This is a genomic window from Neobacillus sp. OS1-2 (genome assembly GCF_030915505.1).
Classification (GTDB): domain Bacteria; phylum Bacillota; class Bacilli; order Bacillales; family Cytobacillaceae; genus Neobacillus.
Map to the genome: position 1 here is coordinate 2,844,851 of NZ_CP133265.1, position 18,807 is coordinate 2,863,657.

The 18,807-nt window shown below is 40.8% G+C and carries 17 protein-coding genes; 5 read left to right on the plus strand and 12 right to left on the minus strand.

What is annotated here, in order from left to right; translation table 11 throughout:
• Nucleotides 1–409: 409 nt before the first annotated feature.
• The 10 genes from ilvD to RCG19_RS14055 all read right to left on the minus strand — a co-directional run bounded on the left by ilvD (nucleotide 410) and on the right by RCG19_RS14055 (nucleotide 10,359).
• Nucleotides 410–2,077, minus strand: a complete 1,668-nt coding sequence (ilvD, locus tag RCG19_RS14010; RefSeq protein WP_166242403.1) for a dihydroxy-acid dehydratase — start codon at nucleotides 2,075–2,077, stop codon at nucleotides 410–412.
• Nucleotides 2,078–2,088: 11 nt separating this feature from the next.
• Nucleotides 2,089–2,997, minus strand: coding sequence for a branched-chain-amino-acid transaminase (gene ilvE / locus RCG19_RS14015; protein ID WP_308107651.1), 909 nt, complete (start codon nucleotides 2,995–2,997; stop codon nucleotides 2,089–2,091).
• A 380-nt stretch (nucleotides 2,998–3,377) separates the two neighbouring features.
• Nucleotides 3,378–4,097, minus strand: a complete 720-nt coding sequence (locus RCG19_RS14020) for an exonuclease domain-containing protein (RefSeq protein ID WP_308107652.1) — start codon at nucleotides 4,095–4,097, stop codon at nucleotides 3,378–3,380.
• Nucleotides 4,098–4,118: 21 nt separating this feature from the next.
• Nucleotides 4,119–5,087 carry a DUF294 nucleotidyltransferase-like domain-containing protein gene (locus RCG19_RS14025; protein WP_308107653.1) on the minus strand — a complete coding sequence of 323 codons (969 nt, stop codon included), beginning with the start codon at nucleotides 5,085–5,087 and terminating at the stop codon, nucleotides 4,119–4,121.
• Nucleotides 5,088–5,157: 70 nt separating this feature from the next.
• On the minus strand, nucleotides 5,158–6,420 hold the full coding sequence (locus RCG19_RS14030) for an ammonium transporter (protein WP_308107654.1): 1,263 nt from the start codon (nucleotides 6,418–6,420) through the stop codon (nucleotides 5,158–5,160).
• 174 nt (nucleotides 6,421–6,594) lie between these two features.
• On the minus strand, nucleotides 6,595–6,924 hold the full coding sequence (locus RCG19_RS14035; protein WP_166242395.1) for a MerR family transcriptional regulator: 330 nt from the start codon (nucleotides 6,922–6,924) through the stop codon (nucleotides 6,595–6,597).
• A 139-nt stretch (nucleotides 6,925–7,063) separates the two neighbouring features.
• Complete coding sequence (locus RCG19_RS14040) at nucleotides 7,064–7,228, minus strand: hypothetical protein (protein WP_308107655.1); 165 nt, start codon at nucleotides 7,226–7,228, stop codon at nucleotides 7,064–7,066.
• A gap of 5 nt (nucleotides 7,229–7,233) precedes the next feature.
• Nucleotides 7,234–7,371 carry a hypothetical protein gene (locus RCG19_RS14045; RefSeq protein ID WP_166242391.1) on the minus strand — a complete coding sequence of 46 codons (138 nt, stop codon included), beginning with the start codon at nucleotides 7,369–7,371 and terminating at the stop codon, nucleotides 7,234–7,236.
• Nucleotides 7,372–7,559: 188 nt separating this feature from the next.
• Nucleotides 7,560–7,949: a PspA/IM30 family protein gene (locus tag RCG19_RS14050; protein ID WP_308107656.1), complete on the minus strand. Its 390-nt coding sequence runs from the start codon at nucleotides 7,947–7,949 to the stop codon at nucleotides 7,560–7,562.
• A gap of 130 nt (nucleotides 7,950–8,079) precedes the next feature.
• Complete coding sequence (locus RCG19_RS14055; protein WP_308107657.1) at nucleotides 8,080–10,359, minus strand: nitric-oxide reductase large subunit; 2,280 nt, start codon at nucleotides 10,357–10,359, stop codon at nucleotides 8,080–8,082.
• Nucleotides 10,360–10,726: 367 nt separating this feature from the next.
• Between RCG19_RS14055 and RCG19_RS14060 the strand changes: the two genes are divergently transcribed.
• The 4 genes from RCG19_RS14060 (at nucleotide 10,727) to RCG19_RS14075 (ending at nucleotide 13,717) form a co-directional block, all read left to right on the plus strand.
• Nucleotides 10,727–11,527: a basic amino acid ABC transporter substrate-binding protein gene (locus RCG19_RS14060; protein ID WP_166244242.1), complete on the plus strand. Its 801-nt coding sequence runs from the start codon at nucleotides 10,727–10,729 to the stop codon at nucleotides 11,525–11,527.
• A gap of 110 nt (nucleotides 11,528–11,637) precedes the next feature.
• Nucleotides 11,638–12,294 (plus strand): amino acid ABC transporter permease, encoded by a 657-nt coding sequence (locus RCG19_RS14065; RefSeq protein ID WP_166244244.1) that lies wholly within the window; start codon nucleotides 11,638–11,640, stop codon nucleotides 12,292–12,294.
• The gene (locus RCG19_RS14070; RefSeq protein ID WP_308107658.1) at nucleotides 12,291–13,013 is read left to right on the plus strand and encodes an amino acid ABC transporter ATP-binding protein; all 723 of its coding nucleotides are present in this window, start codon (nucleotides 12,291–12,293) and stop codon (nucleotides 13,011–13,013) included. Before RCG19_RS14065 ends, RCG19_RS14070 begins: the two co-directional genes overlap by 4 nt.
• 47 nt (nucleotides 13,014–13,060) lie before the next feature.
• On the plus strand, nucleotides 13,061–13,717 hold the full coding sequence (locus tag RCG19_RS14075) for a DUF3267 domain-containing protein (protein ID WP_308107659.1): 657 nt from the start codon (nucleotides 13,061–13,063) through the stop codon (nucleotides 13,715–13,717).
• 473 nt (nucleotides 13,718–14,190) lie between these two features.
• On the opposite strand, the gene RCG19_RS14080 is transcribed toward RCG19_RS14075, so the two are convergent.
• Nucleotides 14,191–14,946, minus strand: a complete 756-nt coding sequence (locus RCG19_RS14080; protein ID WP_308107660.1) for a LysM peptidoglycan-binding domain-containing protein — start codon at nucleotides 14,944–14,946, stop codon at nucleotides 14,191–14,193.
• A 134-nt stretch (nucleotides 14,947–15,080) separates the two neighbouring features.
• Complete coding sequence (locus RCG19_RS14085; protein ID WP_308107661.1) at nucleotides 15,081–15,590, minus strand: hypothetical protein; 510 nt, start codon at nucleotides 15,588–15,590, stop codon at nucleotides 15,081–15,083.
• Nucleotides 15,591–15,883: 293 nt separating this feature from the next.
• On the opposite strand from RCG19_RS14085, the gene RCG19_RS14090 reads away from it, so the two are divergent.
• Nucleotides 15,884–18,637 (plus strand): dynamin family protein, encoded by a 2,754-nt coding sequence (locus tag RCG19_RS14090; protein ID WP_308107662.1) that lies wholly within the window; start codon nucleotides 15,884–15,886, stop codon nucleotides 18,635–18,637.
• Nucleotides 18,638–18,807: the final 170 nt, after the last annotated feature.

Sequence of the window (18,807 nt, forward strand, 5' to 3'; positions counted from 1 at the left end):
TTTCGTCTCCGAATAAACTGCAGTCTACAAACTACAAAGCAGAATAAACGGGGAGAAAAGACCTTCTTTTTCTCGGTACCACCCGGTTTTTACAGCATTCTTACGAATACTGCCTTATGAAGCGACAACTAAAAATAATACGCTTCTTTTGGTAACAGGTGTTCAAGTGACACCCGATTGAGCCTACTAGTGAAGATCGTTCAGCTCAACACTCAGGGATGATGTCGGAATAAGATGTATTACTGGGCTTCCAGCAACCCCAGCTCTCTGAAAATACACTTTCTTATTCCTTTATTCCCGTCATCGATTTATGGATATTCTTTTGTCAATGGTATGCCACTTTACCTTTAGTACCTTAACTTCTTTAGAAGGGGAGGGGTACTAGTGAATCCCTTTTTATTTTCCATTCCTATATCTTCATAACTCCGCCAGTATTAGCGGATGTAACAAGCTTTGCATATTTTGCGAGATAGCCAGATTTAATTTTTGGCTCCGGCTGTACCCAAGAACGGCGTCTTTCTGCTAAAACTTCGTCATCGACGAGAAGTTCGATGGAACGACCCTCAAGATCAATTAAGATCTGGTCACCATTTTCTACAAAGGCGATTGGTCCGCCTTCTGCGGCTTCCGGTGAAATATGGCCAATTGAGATTCCGCGGCTTGCCCCAGAGAAACGACCATCTGTAATTAATGCGACCTCTTTATCTAAACCTCGACCAGCAATCGCCGATGTTGGAGCGAGCATTTCAGGCATCCCCGGTCCGCCTTTAGGGCCTTCATAGCGGATCACCACGACATGCCCTGATTTAACGGTGCCGTTATTAATGTTTTCCTGTGCCTCATCTTGGGATTCAAACACAATCGCTTCACCCAAGAATGTTTTAATCGATGGATCAACTGCACCTACTTTGATAACCCCACCATCTGGAGCAATGTTTCCAAAGAGGATGGAGAGACCGCCAACCTTACTATATGGATTGTCTTTTGAGCGAATAACCTTTTCATTAAGGATTGTTGCATCCTTCACATTTTCGGCTAATGTTTTTCCGGTGATCGACAGGCAATCCTTATGGAGTGCACCCTCAACCTTACAGAGCTCATTTAAAATAGCACTGACCCCGCCTGCTTGGTGCACATCATCCATAGAAACATCAGATGCTGGCATGATTTTTGCTAAATATGGGACTTTCTCTGCAATTTTGTTAATATCACGTAAGTCGTATTCAATCCCCGCTTCATGTGCAATGGCAAGTGTATGGAGAACGGTATTCGTTGAACCGCCCATCGCCATATCAAGTGCGAATGCATTATCGATTGCTTCACGCGTAATCATGTCGCGTGGGCGAATATCCTTTTTCACAAGTTCAATTAAATGCCTTGCTGCCTGGCGGATGAGTTCATGTCTTTCTTCCGAAGTTGCGACAATTGTTCCGTTACCAGGAACCGTCATCCCTAATACTTCCATTAAACAGTTCATCGAGTTTGCGGTAAACATTCCCGAACAGGATCCACATGTAGGACAGGCACTTGTTTCAATTTCGAGCAATTGCTGCTCGGTCATCGTACCGTTATGATAGGATCCGACTCCCTCAAAAACGGAAGTAAGGGAAAGGTTTTTCCCTGTAGAGGAAACGCCAGCTTCCATTGGTCCACCGGAAACAAATACGGATGGGACATTGGTCCGTGCTGCCGCCATCAACATGCCCGGTGTGATTTTGTCACAGTTTGGTATGTAAAACACACCATCAAACCAGTGAGCGTTGATGACTGTTTCGGCACTGTCCGCAATAATTTCACGGCTTGGAAGGGAATAACGCATACCGATATGCCCCATGGCAATACCATCATCGACACCAATTGTATTAAATTCGAAAGGAATGCCGCCGGCTTCACGGATCGCTTCTTTTACAATCTCACCGAAATGATTAAGATGTTTATGTCCTGGGATAATTTCAATAAACGAGTTACAGACACCGATAAACGGTTTTTCTAAGTCTCTAACGGTTACCCCTGTTGCGTATAATAGGCTGCGGTGGGGAGCACGATCAATCCCCTTTTTAATCATATCGCTTCGCATTTTTCAATCTCCTAACTGACTACAGCATGGTTTGTTGTTTCTGGGTAACAAGCCACTCCGTCTGTTGTTACGATCTTTCTGAATTCTTCTAAAAGGTCGGTTGTTACGATCCCTGGCTTCCCGTCACGAATGACGCGGCCGTCAACTTCAATAACGGCAATGACTTCGATGGCTGTTCCGGTTAAGAACACCTCATCAGCGACATATACATCATGTCTGGTAAAAGGTGATTCTCGCACTTCGTAGCCTTGGGCACTTGCTACATCTATGATGGCGTTGCGGGTAATTCCTTCTAATGCTCCTAAGTAAACGGGAGGTGTGTACAAGACACCATTTTTTACAATGAAGATATTATCGGCTGAACCCTCGGTAACATAACCTTGGTCATTCATCATTAAGGCTTCCTGGACGCCAACTTGATTCGCTTCTAGTTTTACAAGAATATTATTTAAATAATTAAGTGATTTAATCTGTGGACTAAGTACATCCGGGCGATTCCGTCTGCTTGCAACCGATGCGATTTTTATGCCATTATCGTAAAATTCCTTTGGATACATGGTTAAAGGCTCGGCGATAATGATGACGCTTGGATTCGAGCAGGAAGAAGGGTCCAGTCCAAGATTTCCTTTGCCACGTGAAACAACGACACGAATATAGGCGCTTTCTAGCTGATTCTTTCTAATGGTTTCAACGATTAATTGTGTCATTTCCCCCTGTGTGTATGGAATCTTCAGCATAATGGATTGTGCTGATTCAAATAGTCTTTTTAGGTGAGCATCGAGTCTGAAGATGTTGCCGCGGTATACGCGGATTCCCTCAAATACTCCATCACCATATAAAAAACCATGATCAAAAACGGATACGACAGCATCCTCTTTCTTGACGAACTCTCCGCCAAGGAAAATCCATTGACTTCCCAACCTAACCACTCCTCTTTTCTGATGAAACCCTTTAAATGTTGAAACATAAATTTTAAAAAAATGCATGTACCTTCTTCATCTAGAAATGAATAGTGGTGTAATAAATAGTAATGATTATTTTCGATAATCATACAACCAATCGAAAACATGGTCAATACAAAAATCAGACAATTCAAACTAATCGGAAAAACTGGTAGCGTTTACAATATTGACGTAATAAGGAAATGGAATAAAAAAATTTTTTCAAAAATTTTTTTAATTAAGATAATACGGAGGAGAAAACAAGGGGAATTCAGTAGTAAGTAAGATGGAAGTGTTGGAAAGTTATATCTCTGACTGGCTAAAAAGTTGATATACATATATAGGATAAAGTAGTTTCTTTAGTCATTTCTCGCGAGATATTCATATACTTCCTGTAAATATTGGAATTTCTTCTTTTGAGCAAGTTGTAAATAGTAGCTCCAAATCTTTGCGGTCATGATCGCATCGCCTAAGGCATGATGCCGGTTTTCTATTTCAATCCCGCATTCATAGCAGAGGTCTTCAAGTGATGCTGCTTTCATGGATAAATCTGATAAGCGGATTAAAAAGGTGGTATCGATAATTCGGTGGTTAAATTTCGTTCGCCATACATCCCATGTTGTTTTTTGCATAAACGACTGCTCATGCTTTGAGTGGTGCGCCACAAGAATATCACTTTTTACAAACTTGAAGAAATTCATAAGTACTTCAGGTGCAGGGGGGGCAGTGCGTAATTCCGAAGCTTGAATATTGGTTAACGATGAAACTTCATTTGATAGAGGGAGGTCTGATTGTACCAAAGAATAAAAGGTTTCCTGCTCCTTGATTTGAGGCCCTTTCATTTTTATTGCACCGATTGAGATGATTTGGTCTCCCTTATCTGGATAAAATCCAGTTGTTTCTATATCGAATACAGTAACTTTCAATTCATTGAGAGGGGTTTCCATACAGTTTGTTTGTTTCATTTCCCTCTGAAGTTCCCTAAGAAAAGCCATTTGCTGCGGAGTAGATGGTCCTAGTAATCCAGCAAATATGTTTGAATTTAGTTTTCCTGTTAGTTGCCGGAAAAATTGCATCATCGTTTACCCATCCCCCTTGAACTATTTCTTTTCTAGTAACCTTCTAACATGGTGAAAAAGGCCATACCCATTTTTGATGATTTCTTTTACCTCCTTCGTTTGCTCCTTCGTTAACCGTTTAACTACCAAATAATGACCGGAGTCATAGTTTGTGTGATCCCCATACATTAAACGGTAGTTTAACAGTTTTAAAAATTGCTCTTTGAAAAATTGTTTGTCATGCCCAGGAATCCAGGCAGTTGAAATTTTTTCAAGCCGGGAAAGGGTAGGGGTCTCCATAACTCTTTCCTTGATAGCTATTAGACGCAGGGCATTTACATATGGGAGAATGGCAATCTCTTTTATAGGTAATGTGCCCGAATGTGGACCGTGTGTTTCCGTTAATAGCTGGCCTAATAAATTGATCCCTTTTTTAATATGGAGGGTATTACGTAAAGAGTTGGACAAGAGCTGTTCTGTATTCGCTGTTTGGTAGAGATGTGTTTTTAAGCTTTCTACATATTCGCCCTCACCAAGGATCGACCTTCCATCTAGAAAAATTAATAGATACCGCGTAGATTCCCACGTGGAATCAGACAGCCAATTCGTTATTTGCAGCTGCCATTCATCTATGGATTTACACCAGAAGGGATTACTCGCCATCACTCCACCGTCACAATAGGGATATCCTGCAAAATGAAGCCCTTTAGAAATTTCCTTTCCTAATGCTAAAAAATAGGACTTTGCCTCATTGCTTTCATCGTGATAAATGATCCCATGATCTTGGTCACTCCAAACGGACTGTTCCAATCGTCCTGCGCTTCCCATTACAAAAATGGAGAAGGGCGACGGAGGGGGACCAGATCGAATCGATAGTTGATTAATAGATATTTTTATCACCTGATTCATAATGGCATCATGCAACTCGTTCAACTTAAAGTGATCTTGAGATGCTTCTCCCATATGCGTCGTTCGATATTCCACTGCCGCTAAGTAGGGATTGTCAGTCACGGTTTCTACCTCCTTTATCTAAAAATCGAAAGTAGTCCAATCCCGCATAATAGGGGATTGGTTTCGACTACTATTGTGCTTTGAACGTTTGCTCGGTCTTCACCAATTCAGGGTAGCCATAGCTGCCGTGCTCGCTCATATCAAGTCCAATGATTTCTTCTTCCTCTGTCACTCGTAATCCGTTCATTGCTTTTTTCATTATGGCGAGAAGGATATAGGAAACAATAAATGCGAAAGCTGCACAGGTAATGACACCCATTGCCTGAACACCCAATTGGTGGAAGCCGCCGCCATAAAATAAACCAGGACTGCCGACCGTTGCTAATTCTTTTGTGGCAAAGAATCCAGTGGATAATGTTCCCCAGACCCCAGCAGTTCCATGGACGGAAAGGGCGGCAATTGGATCATCGATTTTCACTTTTTCAAAAAAGCGCATACTGTAGAAAACTAAAATTCCGGCGATAAATCCAATTAAGACGGCCGCCCAGGTGTCAACGAAGGCACAGGAAGCAGTAATAGCGACCAAACCTGCAAGGGCGCCATTTAACATCATCGGTACATCGGCTTTCCCTAATACTATCCAGGAAATAATCATTGCTGCAATTGTTCCAGCTGCCGCCGCGAGGTTTGTATTAATAGCAACAAATCCAAAGAAAGCTTTGTCAACCGATAAGGTACTACCAGCATTGAAGCCAAACCAGCCTACCCATAAGAGTAATACACTCAATGCGGTGAAAACCTGATTATGACCAGCAAGATTATTGGCTGAGCCGTCTTTATTAAACTTGCCCATTCGAGGTTTTAAGAGAATAGTTGCTGCCAGCGCCGCCATGGCACCAGTTAAATGAACCACAGTTGAACCTGCGAAATCTTGTTTTCCGTGCTCTGCTAACCAGCCGCCGCCCCAGATCCAATGCGCGATAGGCGGGTAAACAAAACTTGAGAAGAGGACGGCAAATATGAGGTAGGCACTTAATTTAGCCCGTTCCGCAAACCCGCCGAAGGCAATGGTTAAGGAAATCCCTGCAAATGCCAATTGGAATAAGAAGAAAACTGCCCCTGATAGTGGTAACCCATCAATATCATAGCCTGAATAAAAGAAATCGGAGAACCCGATCAAAGAATTTCCCTTGCCAAAGATTAATCCATATCCCACTGCCCAAAACATGATGGAGCTAATTCCGAAGGTAAGGATTGTTTTTCCTGCGATATGTCCAGCATTCTTCATTCTTGTTGAACCTGTTTCCAGAAGAATGAAACCGCCAAACATTAAAATTACCAATACAGCACCAACCATAACCCATAGACTGTTCATTAGAAATATAGTATCCAACTTTTTTTCCCCCTTTTGAGTATGTTAATTTTCATAACATTTAGTGTAGTTGTATTTTTACATGGATTTGGGAGATGTATCTACAATGTTGTGAGATTTTATGACATGGTTTTTTAAAGAGGGTAAAAAAAGAGCCTCTTCCCTTAAAACGAGGAACGAGGCATTACTAAAATCCTAATATTTTTTTCGTTCTCCAAACTGGGCATTAAGCTGCCCCTGGATCATTTTACGACGGATTTCATCCTGATTTTGTTTCTTTTGTTCCTTCAGCATTTGCTTTCTAATTTCATGTGTTTGAATACCATCTTCAATTTTGTTAGCAATTTCCATGAGTAATTCTACATCAGAAAAGGAATATTTTCGGCTTCCACCGGAAGACCTTTCGGGGAAAATGAGTTTCCGTTCTTCATAATAACGGATTTGCCTTTCAGATAAACCCGTGAGTTCTTTGACAATTCCGATCGTTATGACCTTTTTATCTTTATAAGACAATTCGTTTCCCATGTTGCTGTTCACCTCACCCCATTATTTAGCGCGAATTTTGAATGTAAAATAACATATGTTAGATCTTCTCACATGAGAGAACAATTTTAAATAAAAATATTTTATTTTTTTAAAGAATTCATTAGAGTATGAGTAGGCGTTATCTATTTAGGGCTATTAGTTTATTGTATAGATTCTCTAGTTCACTAATTGTAAGGGATTGAAGTTCGTCCGTTGAATCCATTAATTCTGATTCAGCAATTTTTCTTATATAAAATTGTTTAAGACGTTCAAGTCCTCTTAGTAAATGAGTAGCCAACACCATTCCTCCTATGCATTTTGGAGTCTTCGTAAAAGTTCCTTCCCTTTTGGCCCCATTGTTTTTAAAAGTTCCTCATATAATTCATCTCTTAATTGATCTAACTGAAGGATCCTTTTAGCTAATGTGACCTCGTATCTTTGTGTCATCGAAATACCCCTTTCGAAGTTTATATAAAAAAGTTAACTGAAATTTTGGCTTTTGTCAGAGAATGTGTTAGAAAAAGTAACAGCCAATTTTCGGAATGGGCCAGGGATTGATAGTAACCCATATTATGTAAAAAGGGTCGTATCAACGTTAGAACCGGGCTTTTGCAAGCCCGGTTCTAACGTTACTTTTAAAACTCGCCATCAAATGGTGTGAAGGGAACATTAAATCTTCTTTCAAGTACGCGGAGTCGTTGATTAACACGTTGGAGACGACGCTGCATTTGGTTAACATCCCGTTGCAGCTGATTGATATCTCTTTCCTGCCGCTCATTTTGTCTTTCCAGCTGTGTTACCCGGCGTTCTAATTGTTGCGGCTGTCTATTAGGGTCGTATTGATCGAGTGGAACATAGGATTGGTACGAATCTACAGGTGTAGGAGCATAGGAATGATACTGCTCTACCGAACCCGGAACAAAGGAATGGTATTGCTCGGGTTGGGAATAAAGTTGCTCTGCGGGAACATACGAATGGTATTCAACCGGTAATTGTGGCATTTGATAAAGGCCATAGGGATTCATTTAGGCATCTCTCCTTAGGTGATAGTACCCTATAGATTATGTGGGGATTTTACGTGGGTCACGGCGAATGCCCATTCTCACAAAAGTGAAAAAGCCCCACTCACGAAGGAAACGTGACTGGGGCTTCCAGCTAAATGTTTTTATGATCAGTTTCGGCGTAATCAAGTCGATCTTTAGAAACAGACCATCCGGTTACTAGACCAATAATAAACCAAACCAGTGCGAGAGCACCAAGGGAAAAAATGGTGTCACCGACAATCCGGAGCCATACAAAGGTATGAACAATGTCTTGGGACATAAAAGTAGCGGAACGAGCGTACCACATTCCATGCTGGACACTTGCCCATGTTTGCATTAAGCCAATCGGAATTAAGCTAATCAGGACCATTAAGGCAAGACCGATATTAATTGCCCAGAAAGCAAATTTCAGAGCACCTGTTTTCCATTCCTTTTTCACTGTCAAACCGCGTAAACAGAAGAGCATAAGGCCAATACCCAGCATGCCATAAACACCGAATAGGGCAGTATGTCCGTGAACAGCTGTCGTATTAAGCCCCTGCATATAATAGAGTGCAATGGGCGGGTTTATAAAGAATCCAAATAAACCGGCCCCTACTAAATTCCAGAATGCAACGGAAATGAAGAAGTAAATGGGCCAACGGTAGGCAGATACCCATGGCTTGGCACGGCTTCGGGTAAGATTTTCATAGGCCTCAAAGCCAATAAATACAAGTGGGACAACCTCGAGCGCACTAAATGATGCTCCAAAGGCAATGACCCCTGTTGGCGTTCCACTAAAATATAAATGATGGAACGTTCCGATAATTCCTCCGAATAAAAAGATCACTGTAGAGAATAGGACGGAGGTAGTCGCTGTTCGCAGTCCGAGTAACCCCATTCTTGTAAATAAGAAAGCCATGACAACGGTGGCAAATACTTCAAAGAAGCCCTCTACCCAAAGGTGAACAACCCACCAGCGCCAATATTCAGCAATGGCCAGATTACTGTGCTGCCCCCATAATAATGCAGGAATATAGAAGACTGGAATAGCAAGGGACGCAATTAAAAATAGGGCAAGAAGGTGACGGCTTTCCTTAAGTGTTTTAAAAGCAGGCCAAATCGCTCGCGCCATTAGGAATAACCAAAGGAATAATCCGACCGTTAAGAATATTTGCCAGAAGCGTCCAGTATCCGTATATTCGTAGCCTTGATGACCGAACCAGAAGTTTGTCGTGTGCCCTAATTTTTGTTGCACGGCAAACCATTGTCCGACCATCGATCCGACGACAATAATAAGCAAGCATACAAATAAGAAATTCACACCGAATCGTTGAAATTTTGGTTCATGACCGGAAACTGCCGGCCCAATAAATAACCCAGTTGCAAGCCAGGCTGTAGCAATCCATAAAATGCCTAGCTGAGTATGCCACGATCTTGTCAGTGAATACGGAATCCATTTATCAATTGGGATACCGTAAAAACCACTGCCTTCTACTTGATAATGTCCGGTAATGGCTCCAAGTAAAACTTGAACTAACCATAAGGCAACAACGACCCAAAAGTATTTCTGCGTTGCCTTCATGGATGGCGTAGCATTCAAAGCAAGTAATGGATCCTTTTTAGGGAAATCCTCATCACCTTCATGATGCTTTTGCGTCGCATAGTACCATGCTAAGGCACCTACCCCGGCAAGGAGTATGACAAAGCTGAGGACAGACCAAACCAGCATCTCACCGGTTGGTTTATTATCGATAAGCTCCTCGTTTGGCCAGTTGTTGGTATAAGTAACCTTATCATTGGGACGATTTGTTTCGGTTGCCCAAGTGGTCCACCATATGTAGCTGATAAATGCACTTAAACGAGTGTCGTCCTTTATCACATTCTTTGGCATCGCATACGCTTCACGTAATTTATTCAGCCGAGGATCATCTGTGAACAAGGAAGCATAATGTTGACTTACATTTCTTATCGCTTCCGCTCTAATAGGTGAAATGGTTATTTCTTTTGTATCTTTATTAAAGGTGTTCGGTCTTATTTCATTTTTAAGTCTTGCTTGTAAAGCAGCTTTGGCTTCATCATCCAGTGCCGAATATGTCTTTCCATAATCCTTCCCGGCCCAATTATTTAACAGCCACATTGACTGTCTGTGAAGCCAATCTGCATTCCAGTCAGGCGCAACATAGGCACCATGGCCCCATATGCTTCCAAGTTCCTGACCGCCAATAGACTGCCAAACATTTTGGCCATCCTGTATATCTTTTTTTGTAAATAGAACAGTACCGTCTGAAACGACAACACGTTCCGGTATGGGTGGCATGGTCTGATAGAGTCTGCCGCCGTAGTAACCTAAAATAGCGAATGATGCTATAAAAACAATAGCTAAGCTAATCCAGAGCCTTGTATAACGCATGAATACACCTCCATGGGAATTTTTTATCTACCGGACTTTTAAACAGGAAATCCTAACCAGTAACATACCCCTTCTTCTATAAAAAATTCACTTCTTTGAAGAAAGTGGAAAAAAGTTTACCCCTAATTTGATCAGTATATTTCAGAAAATATGGTTCAATAGAAGTATTTTTTGGAAGGAATGCACGTATGGTGTAACAAATACTATTTCGAAAAAAGCTATTCTCACGTTATTTCAGTAACGTATTAATATAGTAAATAAATATTTGATTGAATAACAAAACAAAAGAGGTTATAATTGTTTATATTCAAAATATTATCAATTTTTTAATAAATAACTTTTATAAAAAAGTAATAGGAGGTCTATAATGAAAAAATTTAAGTTTGTATCAACAGTATTAATGGTGGCGTTTCTCTTACTTCTATCAGCCTGTGGAACTAGTAAATCAAGCGGAGAGGAAAAGAAGACGTTAAGAGTTGTAACAGATGCCGCTTATGCCCCATTTGAGTACCAGGATAAAGGGGAGGTTGTCGGGTTTGATGTTGATTTCGTTAAAGCCGTCATTAAGGAAGCAGGCTACGGCGTGAAGGTAGAGCATGTTGGTTGGGATCCAATCTTTGTTGAAATCGAAGGAAAGACAGCCGATGTAGCCGTATCAGCGATTACGATCACACCTGAACGTCAGGAATCCTATGATTTCACAGTCCCATACTTCTTATCTAAAAATGAAATTCTCGTCCCAAAAGGCAGTACTGTTAAAAGTGCAAAAGATTTAGAAGGCAAAAAGATTGCTGTACAAAATGGAACAACAGCCCAAACCATTGTTGAAAATCTGTATGGTAAAAACAACGATAAACTTAAAAAGTTTGAAAATAACAATCTAGCAATCTTAGAGTTGAAAAATGGCGGTGTTGATGCAGTTGTTGCCGACAATACTGTTGTTGAAACATATGTAAAGAATAACCCGAAAGATAATTTCGAATTCATTGAAGATGATACTGCATTTGACAAGGAATTCTATGGTCTATTGCTGCCAAAGGGGAGCAAGCTTAAAGGAGATTTAGACAAGGCCGTTAAAAAGGTCATTGATAATGGTACTTATGCTAAACTTTATAAAAAATGGTTTGATGTCGAGCCGGATGTACAAATTTTAAAAGATCAGCAATAGAGAATTAAAATTGCGTAACTTCTAATCAATAGGCAGTTACGCAATTTTTGATTAAATGAATAGATTACTACATAGCACAATACCTACATACATAGTCAGGGGGATCGATAATGGATTTTAGGTGGGATCTTATTGCGGAATACGCCCCTTTTTTTCTAAAGGGGACACTGATAACCATTGGGCTTTCGGTCGCAAGCATTATCATTGGTTCAGTACTTGGTTTATTTATTGGTTTAGGAAAAATGATGCGAAAAAAGCTGTGGGCTATGCCCTTTCATTGGTATATTAACGTCTTTCGGGGCACACCGTTAATGGTGCAAATCTTATTAATTCATTTTGCCGTTGTTCCGGCGTTTTTGGGGACAACCAATGCCATTGTTGCCGCCATTTTAGCTCTATCTTTAAACTCAGCAGCGTATGTGGCGGAAATATTCCGTGCCGGAATTCAATCGATTGATAAAGGGCAGATGGAGGCGGCGCGTTCGCTTGGGATGACACATGTACAAGCCATGAAGAATGTTATTTTACCGCAAGCGTTTAAACGAATGATTCCACCGCTGGGCAATGAATTTATTGTCTTAATTAAGGATTCATCACTTGCCGCCCTCATTGCTGCGCCGGAGCTAATGTACTGGGGCCGTGCGATGCAGGGGCAATATATGCGCCCGTGGGAACCGTATTTAACAGCAGCAGTTATTTATCTCGTATTAACGCTTTCCTTAAACTTCCTGCTTAACCGACTTGAAAGGAGGATGGAAACAGAATGATTGAGGTGAAAAATTTAAAGAAGTCGTTTGGATTGAATGAGGTTCTTAAAGATATCAACGTAACGGTTAAGCCGCAAGAGGTCGTTGTCGTGATTGGCCCCTCCGGCTCGGGAAAATCAACGTTTCTTCGCTGCATCAATATGCTAGAAACTATTACCGGCGGTCATGTCCTAATTGAAGGAATTGACCTAACAGATAAACAAACCGATATCAATAAAATTCGGACTGAAGTAGGGATGGTGTTCCAACAGTTCAATTTATTTCCACATAAAAAGGTTATCGAGAATATTATGCTGGCACCCATGAAGGTAAGGAATATTCCAGGTGATGAGGCGCGGGCAAAAGGGTTGGAGCTCTTGAAGAAAGTAGGATTGGCGGACAAGGCGGAGGCCTATCCTGATTCCTTATCCGGCGGCCAAAAGCAGCGGGTTGCGATTGCGAGAGCCTTAGCGATGGAACCTAAAATCATGCTGTTTGACGAACCAACCTCTGCCCTTGACCCAGAAATGGTCGGCGAGGTTTTGGAAGTCATGAAACAGCTTGCTAAAGAGGGAATGACAATGGTTGTTGTAACGCACGAAATGGGCTTCGCCAAAGAAGTAGGTGACCGGGTTATTTTTATGGATGGCGGTTTAATTGTCGAAGAAAACGTCCCGAGTGAGTTGTTTGACAATCCGAAAGAAGATAGAACGAAGGCGTTTTTGAGTAAGGTGTTATAAGAACTATACAGGGGGCTGACAGCAGCTCCCTGTTTTTGTTATGATAAATGGAAAGACTTACCACTTCTTTTCAAGGAGGTAATTTTATTAAATTTAGTACTAAAATACCGAAGTTCAATGAACAATCACATTCCGTATTAATGAAAGAAGGCTGGAAGCCGCTAAAAGAGCCGAAGAGCCTGACGAACGCTGCGTTACTCTCGGTGCCCTTTATGGTGATTAATGCCCTGCTCTCAATCGGAATCATCTATTGCTATTCCTCCTTTTCAATGCAGCGGTTTTCATTTATTAAGGGAAATTCAATCATACTTACGATTGATTTAGGTGTGGTTTTGGTGATTTTGTTAATGGTCATCATTCATGAACTTTTCCATTTAATCTTTATTCCTAACTTTTTGAAGTCAAAGGATACCATTATTGGACTAACCTGTTTTGGAGCGTTTGTGCATACAGAACAAATAATAACAAAAGCAAGGTTTATGTTCATATCTGCTGCGCCATTTTTGTTTCTGTCTATTTTGTTCCCTCTTATTCTAGCTATCTTCGGATTTTTAACGGGAAAAATATTAGTTTTTATATTATTTAATGCACTCGGTGCGTCCGTTGATATCCTGGGCTTTTTCTTGGTGTTTGTTCAAGTTCCAAAAAACGCAATAATAAAAAGTAATGGCACAAGAACGTACTGGAAAATGGGTGCTGAATAAACAAAAAGGACGGATGATGAAATTTATAGCTGGTTTACTTGTGAGGTGCAAAACGGTAAATCGCAAACCGAATCAAATAGGCAATTACATAAACTACATAGTGTATTTCATAGGCAAAAAGACTTAGAGACACAAATATCTCTTAAATTTTCTTTTTTTTACAAAACTACCCGTAAGCCCCCCATGAGGTTGTACAAGTTCATTAGATGCTAAAGCGAGTATGATAAGCGGAGAAATTTCTCCTAATTAGTGTATAACACTGAAAATAGCTTAAATAGACGGAAGGATTCCGCCTATTTACTTGAAAAACGTAAAAATGGGCTATTTTGCTTTGCTTAATCGGAAAATCTCCGCTTAAATACCCCGAACCGAGCTCTATTATGCGGTCTAACCGGAAAATCTCCCCTAATTTTCAAGTGCGTTTTTAATATTTGCACTGCTAAAATAAACCAGTTATGAATATCATCCGCTTTTTAAAATTGATTTGGGAATTGCTTGGTGATTCCGTCTGAAAAGGTGTCCGCCATTCCTCGTGCTTGTTTTTCAATCTGATCGTACACGGCGACATCGGCCTCGAAGTTTTTAATAATCATACAAATGGCCTCAAGCTTTGTCAGCTGCAAATGGTGGTTCATCATTTCATTGACGGCATCTCGCGGCCAGTTCAGTGGATTAATTCGGTTCATGAAGACGGCGATGTCTGCGGCATTCTGGAACCAACGTTTTTCCGCAGCTGCTGCCGTATTATTGTTTCCAGCGACTGCAGCTTTGACGAGCTCAGCGGCAATCACAAGATGATCCTTAATCAAGGCAGCAAATTCAACACCAACTTGTTCTCCATAATAGGTTTTGAAGGCATTGCCCATATCGGTGGCATTTCGCAAGAGCCGTTTAATGACAAAATCAATATCCGGAAGCTTAAAGTTAAGGCTGATGATGGCCATTCGAGTCCAGGCAACATGCTCTTCCCATAAGACCCTCATAAAGATTCTTAACTCCATCTCTTCTTTACTGACGCAGCCAGCCCCGCATTTAGTACTTTGGGAAGCGGGTGCTTGATTAATAGGCATATGACGATAGGCGTAGGTGGGGATGGAAATTCCTTGGCCAACGAATAAGTTATAAGGGGTGACGCCCGGATTTGCAGCAACAATAGCTTCAACGGACGATTGCATCTGCTGGGCAATTGACCACAGATTATCGCCAGGTTGGATTGTATAGGAACGCATAACGAATCATTGTCTCCTTAAGAAGCCTTTTTTACTAAAAATATGCTTGGGCGAAAATAATGTTACGTGTCCTCCCCATTTTGAAAAATAAAAAAGACGACATGTGTAAATGTCATCTTTACCATCCCAGAAGATCAATCTTCAAAATCAAATACCTCTACTATTTTGTCTGCTCTAACCCGGTTTTGACAAAGTTTAAACAGTTCCGTGAAAAATACCTCCACTTCATTTGGTGAGGGTGGCAATTTGATGTGAACCATAGTAGAGCCAAACATTTGCTTAAAATAGGCTTTTCGTTGATCATTTTTTCCATCACGTTTAAACGGTTTATATGACCAAACAAGATGTGGACCATCGTCAAGGTCTTGAATTTGCCGGATTTCCGCGCAGGTTGTCGACCGATCATGTGCATAGATAACCAAGTAATAATTATCGTTCCGATGCCAATCAATAAATAAGAAGTAGTAGCCCGTATCATTTTCCGGCCGTGAGACTTCATATGCGGCTAACGTTTGCTTACCGTTCGTCCATTGATGAAACTTCGGAAGGGTGCCACCAATTGTTTCTAGTTTCCTAATCTCATAAGAGGCTGGCTTTGAGTCATCAATCTGATTTGCTAAATAAATAGCTTGTTCCTTTTCCAACGTCATTTATCTCCTTAAGTGGTATGATTTTATTATACTTTTCTGAAAGGGAAAAAAGAAAGCCTGCATGGTAAATGAAAGGCCGCTTAATTTCCTTAAAGGGAGCTATACCAACCGCTACGTATTGTTTGTCTTCAAATTGAAACAAATCTGACATCTTTTTAAAAAATTCATCTGTTAGAATCGATATAATTGGGACTTAAAATCTGTACATACGGCGAATAGTATATGGAATAATTATGACTCTTTTCCATAAGAATGACATAGAGTGGTTGCAATTGGAGGGAAAGAAAATGACGTTAGAAAAGCAATTAATACAAAAGACGTATTATAAAATGTTCATAAATGAGCATGAAGATATGCATCCGATTCGCGTCCTAGGTGAAGTGTTTCAGGAGGAGGCAAAACAGGATCTACCTGATTTATCGACTATTCGCTTTGCGCAGGGTGAAGTCTACTTTCATCACAAAGATTTTGAAACCGCCATATTTAAATGGGAAAACATTATTAATGAACTCGAGCCGTGGGCAAAGAAGAACACGGGTGATGCTTATTATGAGCTTGGGCTGTTATCTGCAGCTGAGGATATCTATTGTGCGATCGCATCAGAGGATCCCACATTAAAGACAGAAGTGGCCTTAAAGTTATTTTCTCTATATATTGAGCGCGGGAAGGTAGAGGCAGCCGTTTCAACGATAAAAAAGACAATCGTCGCTAACCCAGATTATCCGAACGTCACTGAAATCGCCCGCAACTTTTTTGAAGAACGACAGGATTGGGAAAATGCGGTTGAATTGGCAGTCACTGAGGCAAAACGGACAGATTCATTGGAATGGTTTGAAATTCTGAACACGTATATAAAAAAGGGTGTAACCAAACACCATGCGCCAAGCTATTTCTCCCAAGCGTTAATCCTATTATTTACTCTTGATAAAAGAAAGTTTGAGGAGCTTGTTTCGTCACTGTGGGATAGTTACAAAAATGAAGAATCCTATTTTACTTGGTTAAGTGAAATCAACCATCTTTTATTAAATCTTGAACTCAGCCGAAATGAAAACTGGTCGGAGCTTTCAAGGCTTCATAAGGAACATTATTTTAGTTTAATTGAGGGAAGGTACTTTATTAAGGTACTGCAGGATTTTATTCCAGACTTATTAACCAATTGGTTTAGGTTGGCGGATGATTCAAATGTGGTAGTAGCATCGGCTGCTGTGCTTTCATGGAATGAGCTATTTCCAGCAAGTATCAGTATGTCAATTGTAAGTGAAGCAGAAAAATTGATTAGTTTAACGGAAACGGACATGGATGAACTTAATGAGTGCCTTTTATTGCTTGATTCCATCATGAGTTGGGCAAAGAAGCATGATATGGGGGAGAATAATCACATCAAGTGGTTTGTCCGCCAATTAGTCGATTTTGACACACAGCATCTTTTTATTACCGGATTAAGTGGTACGGGAAAATCCACTTTTGTGAATACCGTTCTTGGAGAGGATCTGCAGGATAGTCCAACCTCTTCCATGGTGATGTTTAAGCATGCGCCTTCGTTAGAAATCACAGAAATCACGGATAGAGAGGTTACTAGCTTACCAGAATTTGCTGATTTTCAAGAACGCATGGATCGCCGTCGGAATGCACTGGAATCCATCATTGAATTTAACCAGCCGAATGGTTTTTTACAGGAGAATAAGGTTGCTTTCATTGATACCCCTGGATTGAAGGGAAACCCCCATTATGATCGCTATGAAGTATTGAAAAACTTGCATGTTGCTGATTCCGTTCTCTTTGTCCTTGATGCAAATGCACCGTTTACGGAAAAAGAGCAGATGGCGCTTAAGCAGATCCAGGAGTTAGCACCAGATATACCGGTTCATTTTCTATTGAGTAAAATGGATACAATTGTTGGTGAGCGTGAAGCTCTTCGCATTTTTGATGAAACTAGGGTCTCGATTCATTCCTATTTACCTGATGCAAGGGTGTTTGCTTTTTCATCGCAATACGAAGGTGGACAGCAACAGGAATTAACCGCGTTTATTCATTCCATCAAGAAGACAAGAAATATTGAGGATAAGCGTCTAGCAAAGCTGTTGTATTTTATTCGCACCACGATTGCCAGCCTGCTGCAAAAACGGATTGATGTAGAAAATCAGCTGGTTGAGTCGATTCGGTGGAACGAAGAAATGCTGATGAAGTTAAATGGAGCAGTAAACCAACTGAAGGATACCGAAGTACAAAAAACACAGACAATCGCGAAATCGTTCCGAGCTATTAAGGAAACGATAGAAAAAGATTTATCAGATAGTGTTCGGAAAATGCTTCAAGAGTGTTCCTCATTAATTAAGGAAGATAGCAACTTCAGTAAAATTCACTTAGAACTCAATGATGAAATGAATCGAAAAATCCAAGCCTATTTGGAACAAACCGTTATGCCGAAATTTTACCGTTCGCTGCAGGAATGGATTGAACATGGCAAAGAGGAGCTTGAGCAAAGTCAGGAATTTTTGAATGAGATGGGTGACGGCTTTAATCATATGTATGGCGAAGAGCGGCTCAAGCTTGAATGTGATTTTAAGGTGCTTGACGATTGGCGGCGTGATACTGATCGAATGACAAGCCGTTTTCAGCTTGAAAGCATTAATATTCTGCTCCGCCGTACACCAGCCCAATTTTTATTAAAAAGCGCCGGGAAACTATTTGGCGCCCTATCGCAAAATAAGGCAATGCTTTTTAATAAATACAAAGCCTTTGTGGAGAATGAAGATTATTCTGAAGCAATTGCTGCGGTTAATAAGCAATTTTTTCAGCCGTTTGAGCTGTTTGAAAAATCATTGGAGCGCGACATCACTTTGTTTTTCAGGAGTCCACTGAATGTATTAAATGATTCTGTCGAAGAGGCACGCGAGGGTATTCAGACAAACCAAGAAATGCTGAACAAAATGAACACCAATCCAGAAATGTTCCGTGATCCTCTTACACTGTTTGATGTAAGACTGCGTCAGTTCGAATGGATGACAATCGCCGGAAAAGGAATGCAAACAATCTACTGAACATGGAAGATGTCCAAAGGGCATCTTCTTTTTTTAGTTAAAGAATATAAAAGTTTCGACTTTGAGAATTGTCTAGCTGCTGCGCCTAGGGGCTCGGGGTCATAAGCCAATCAGTCAAGAAGGTTAAAGTGCAACCTTCTCGCCTGCTCGTCTTATGCCTGTCGCCCCTG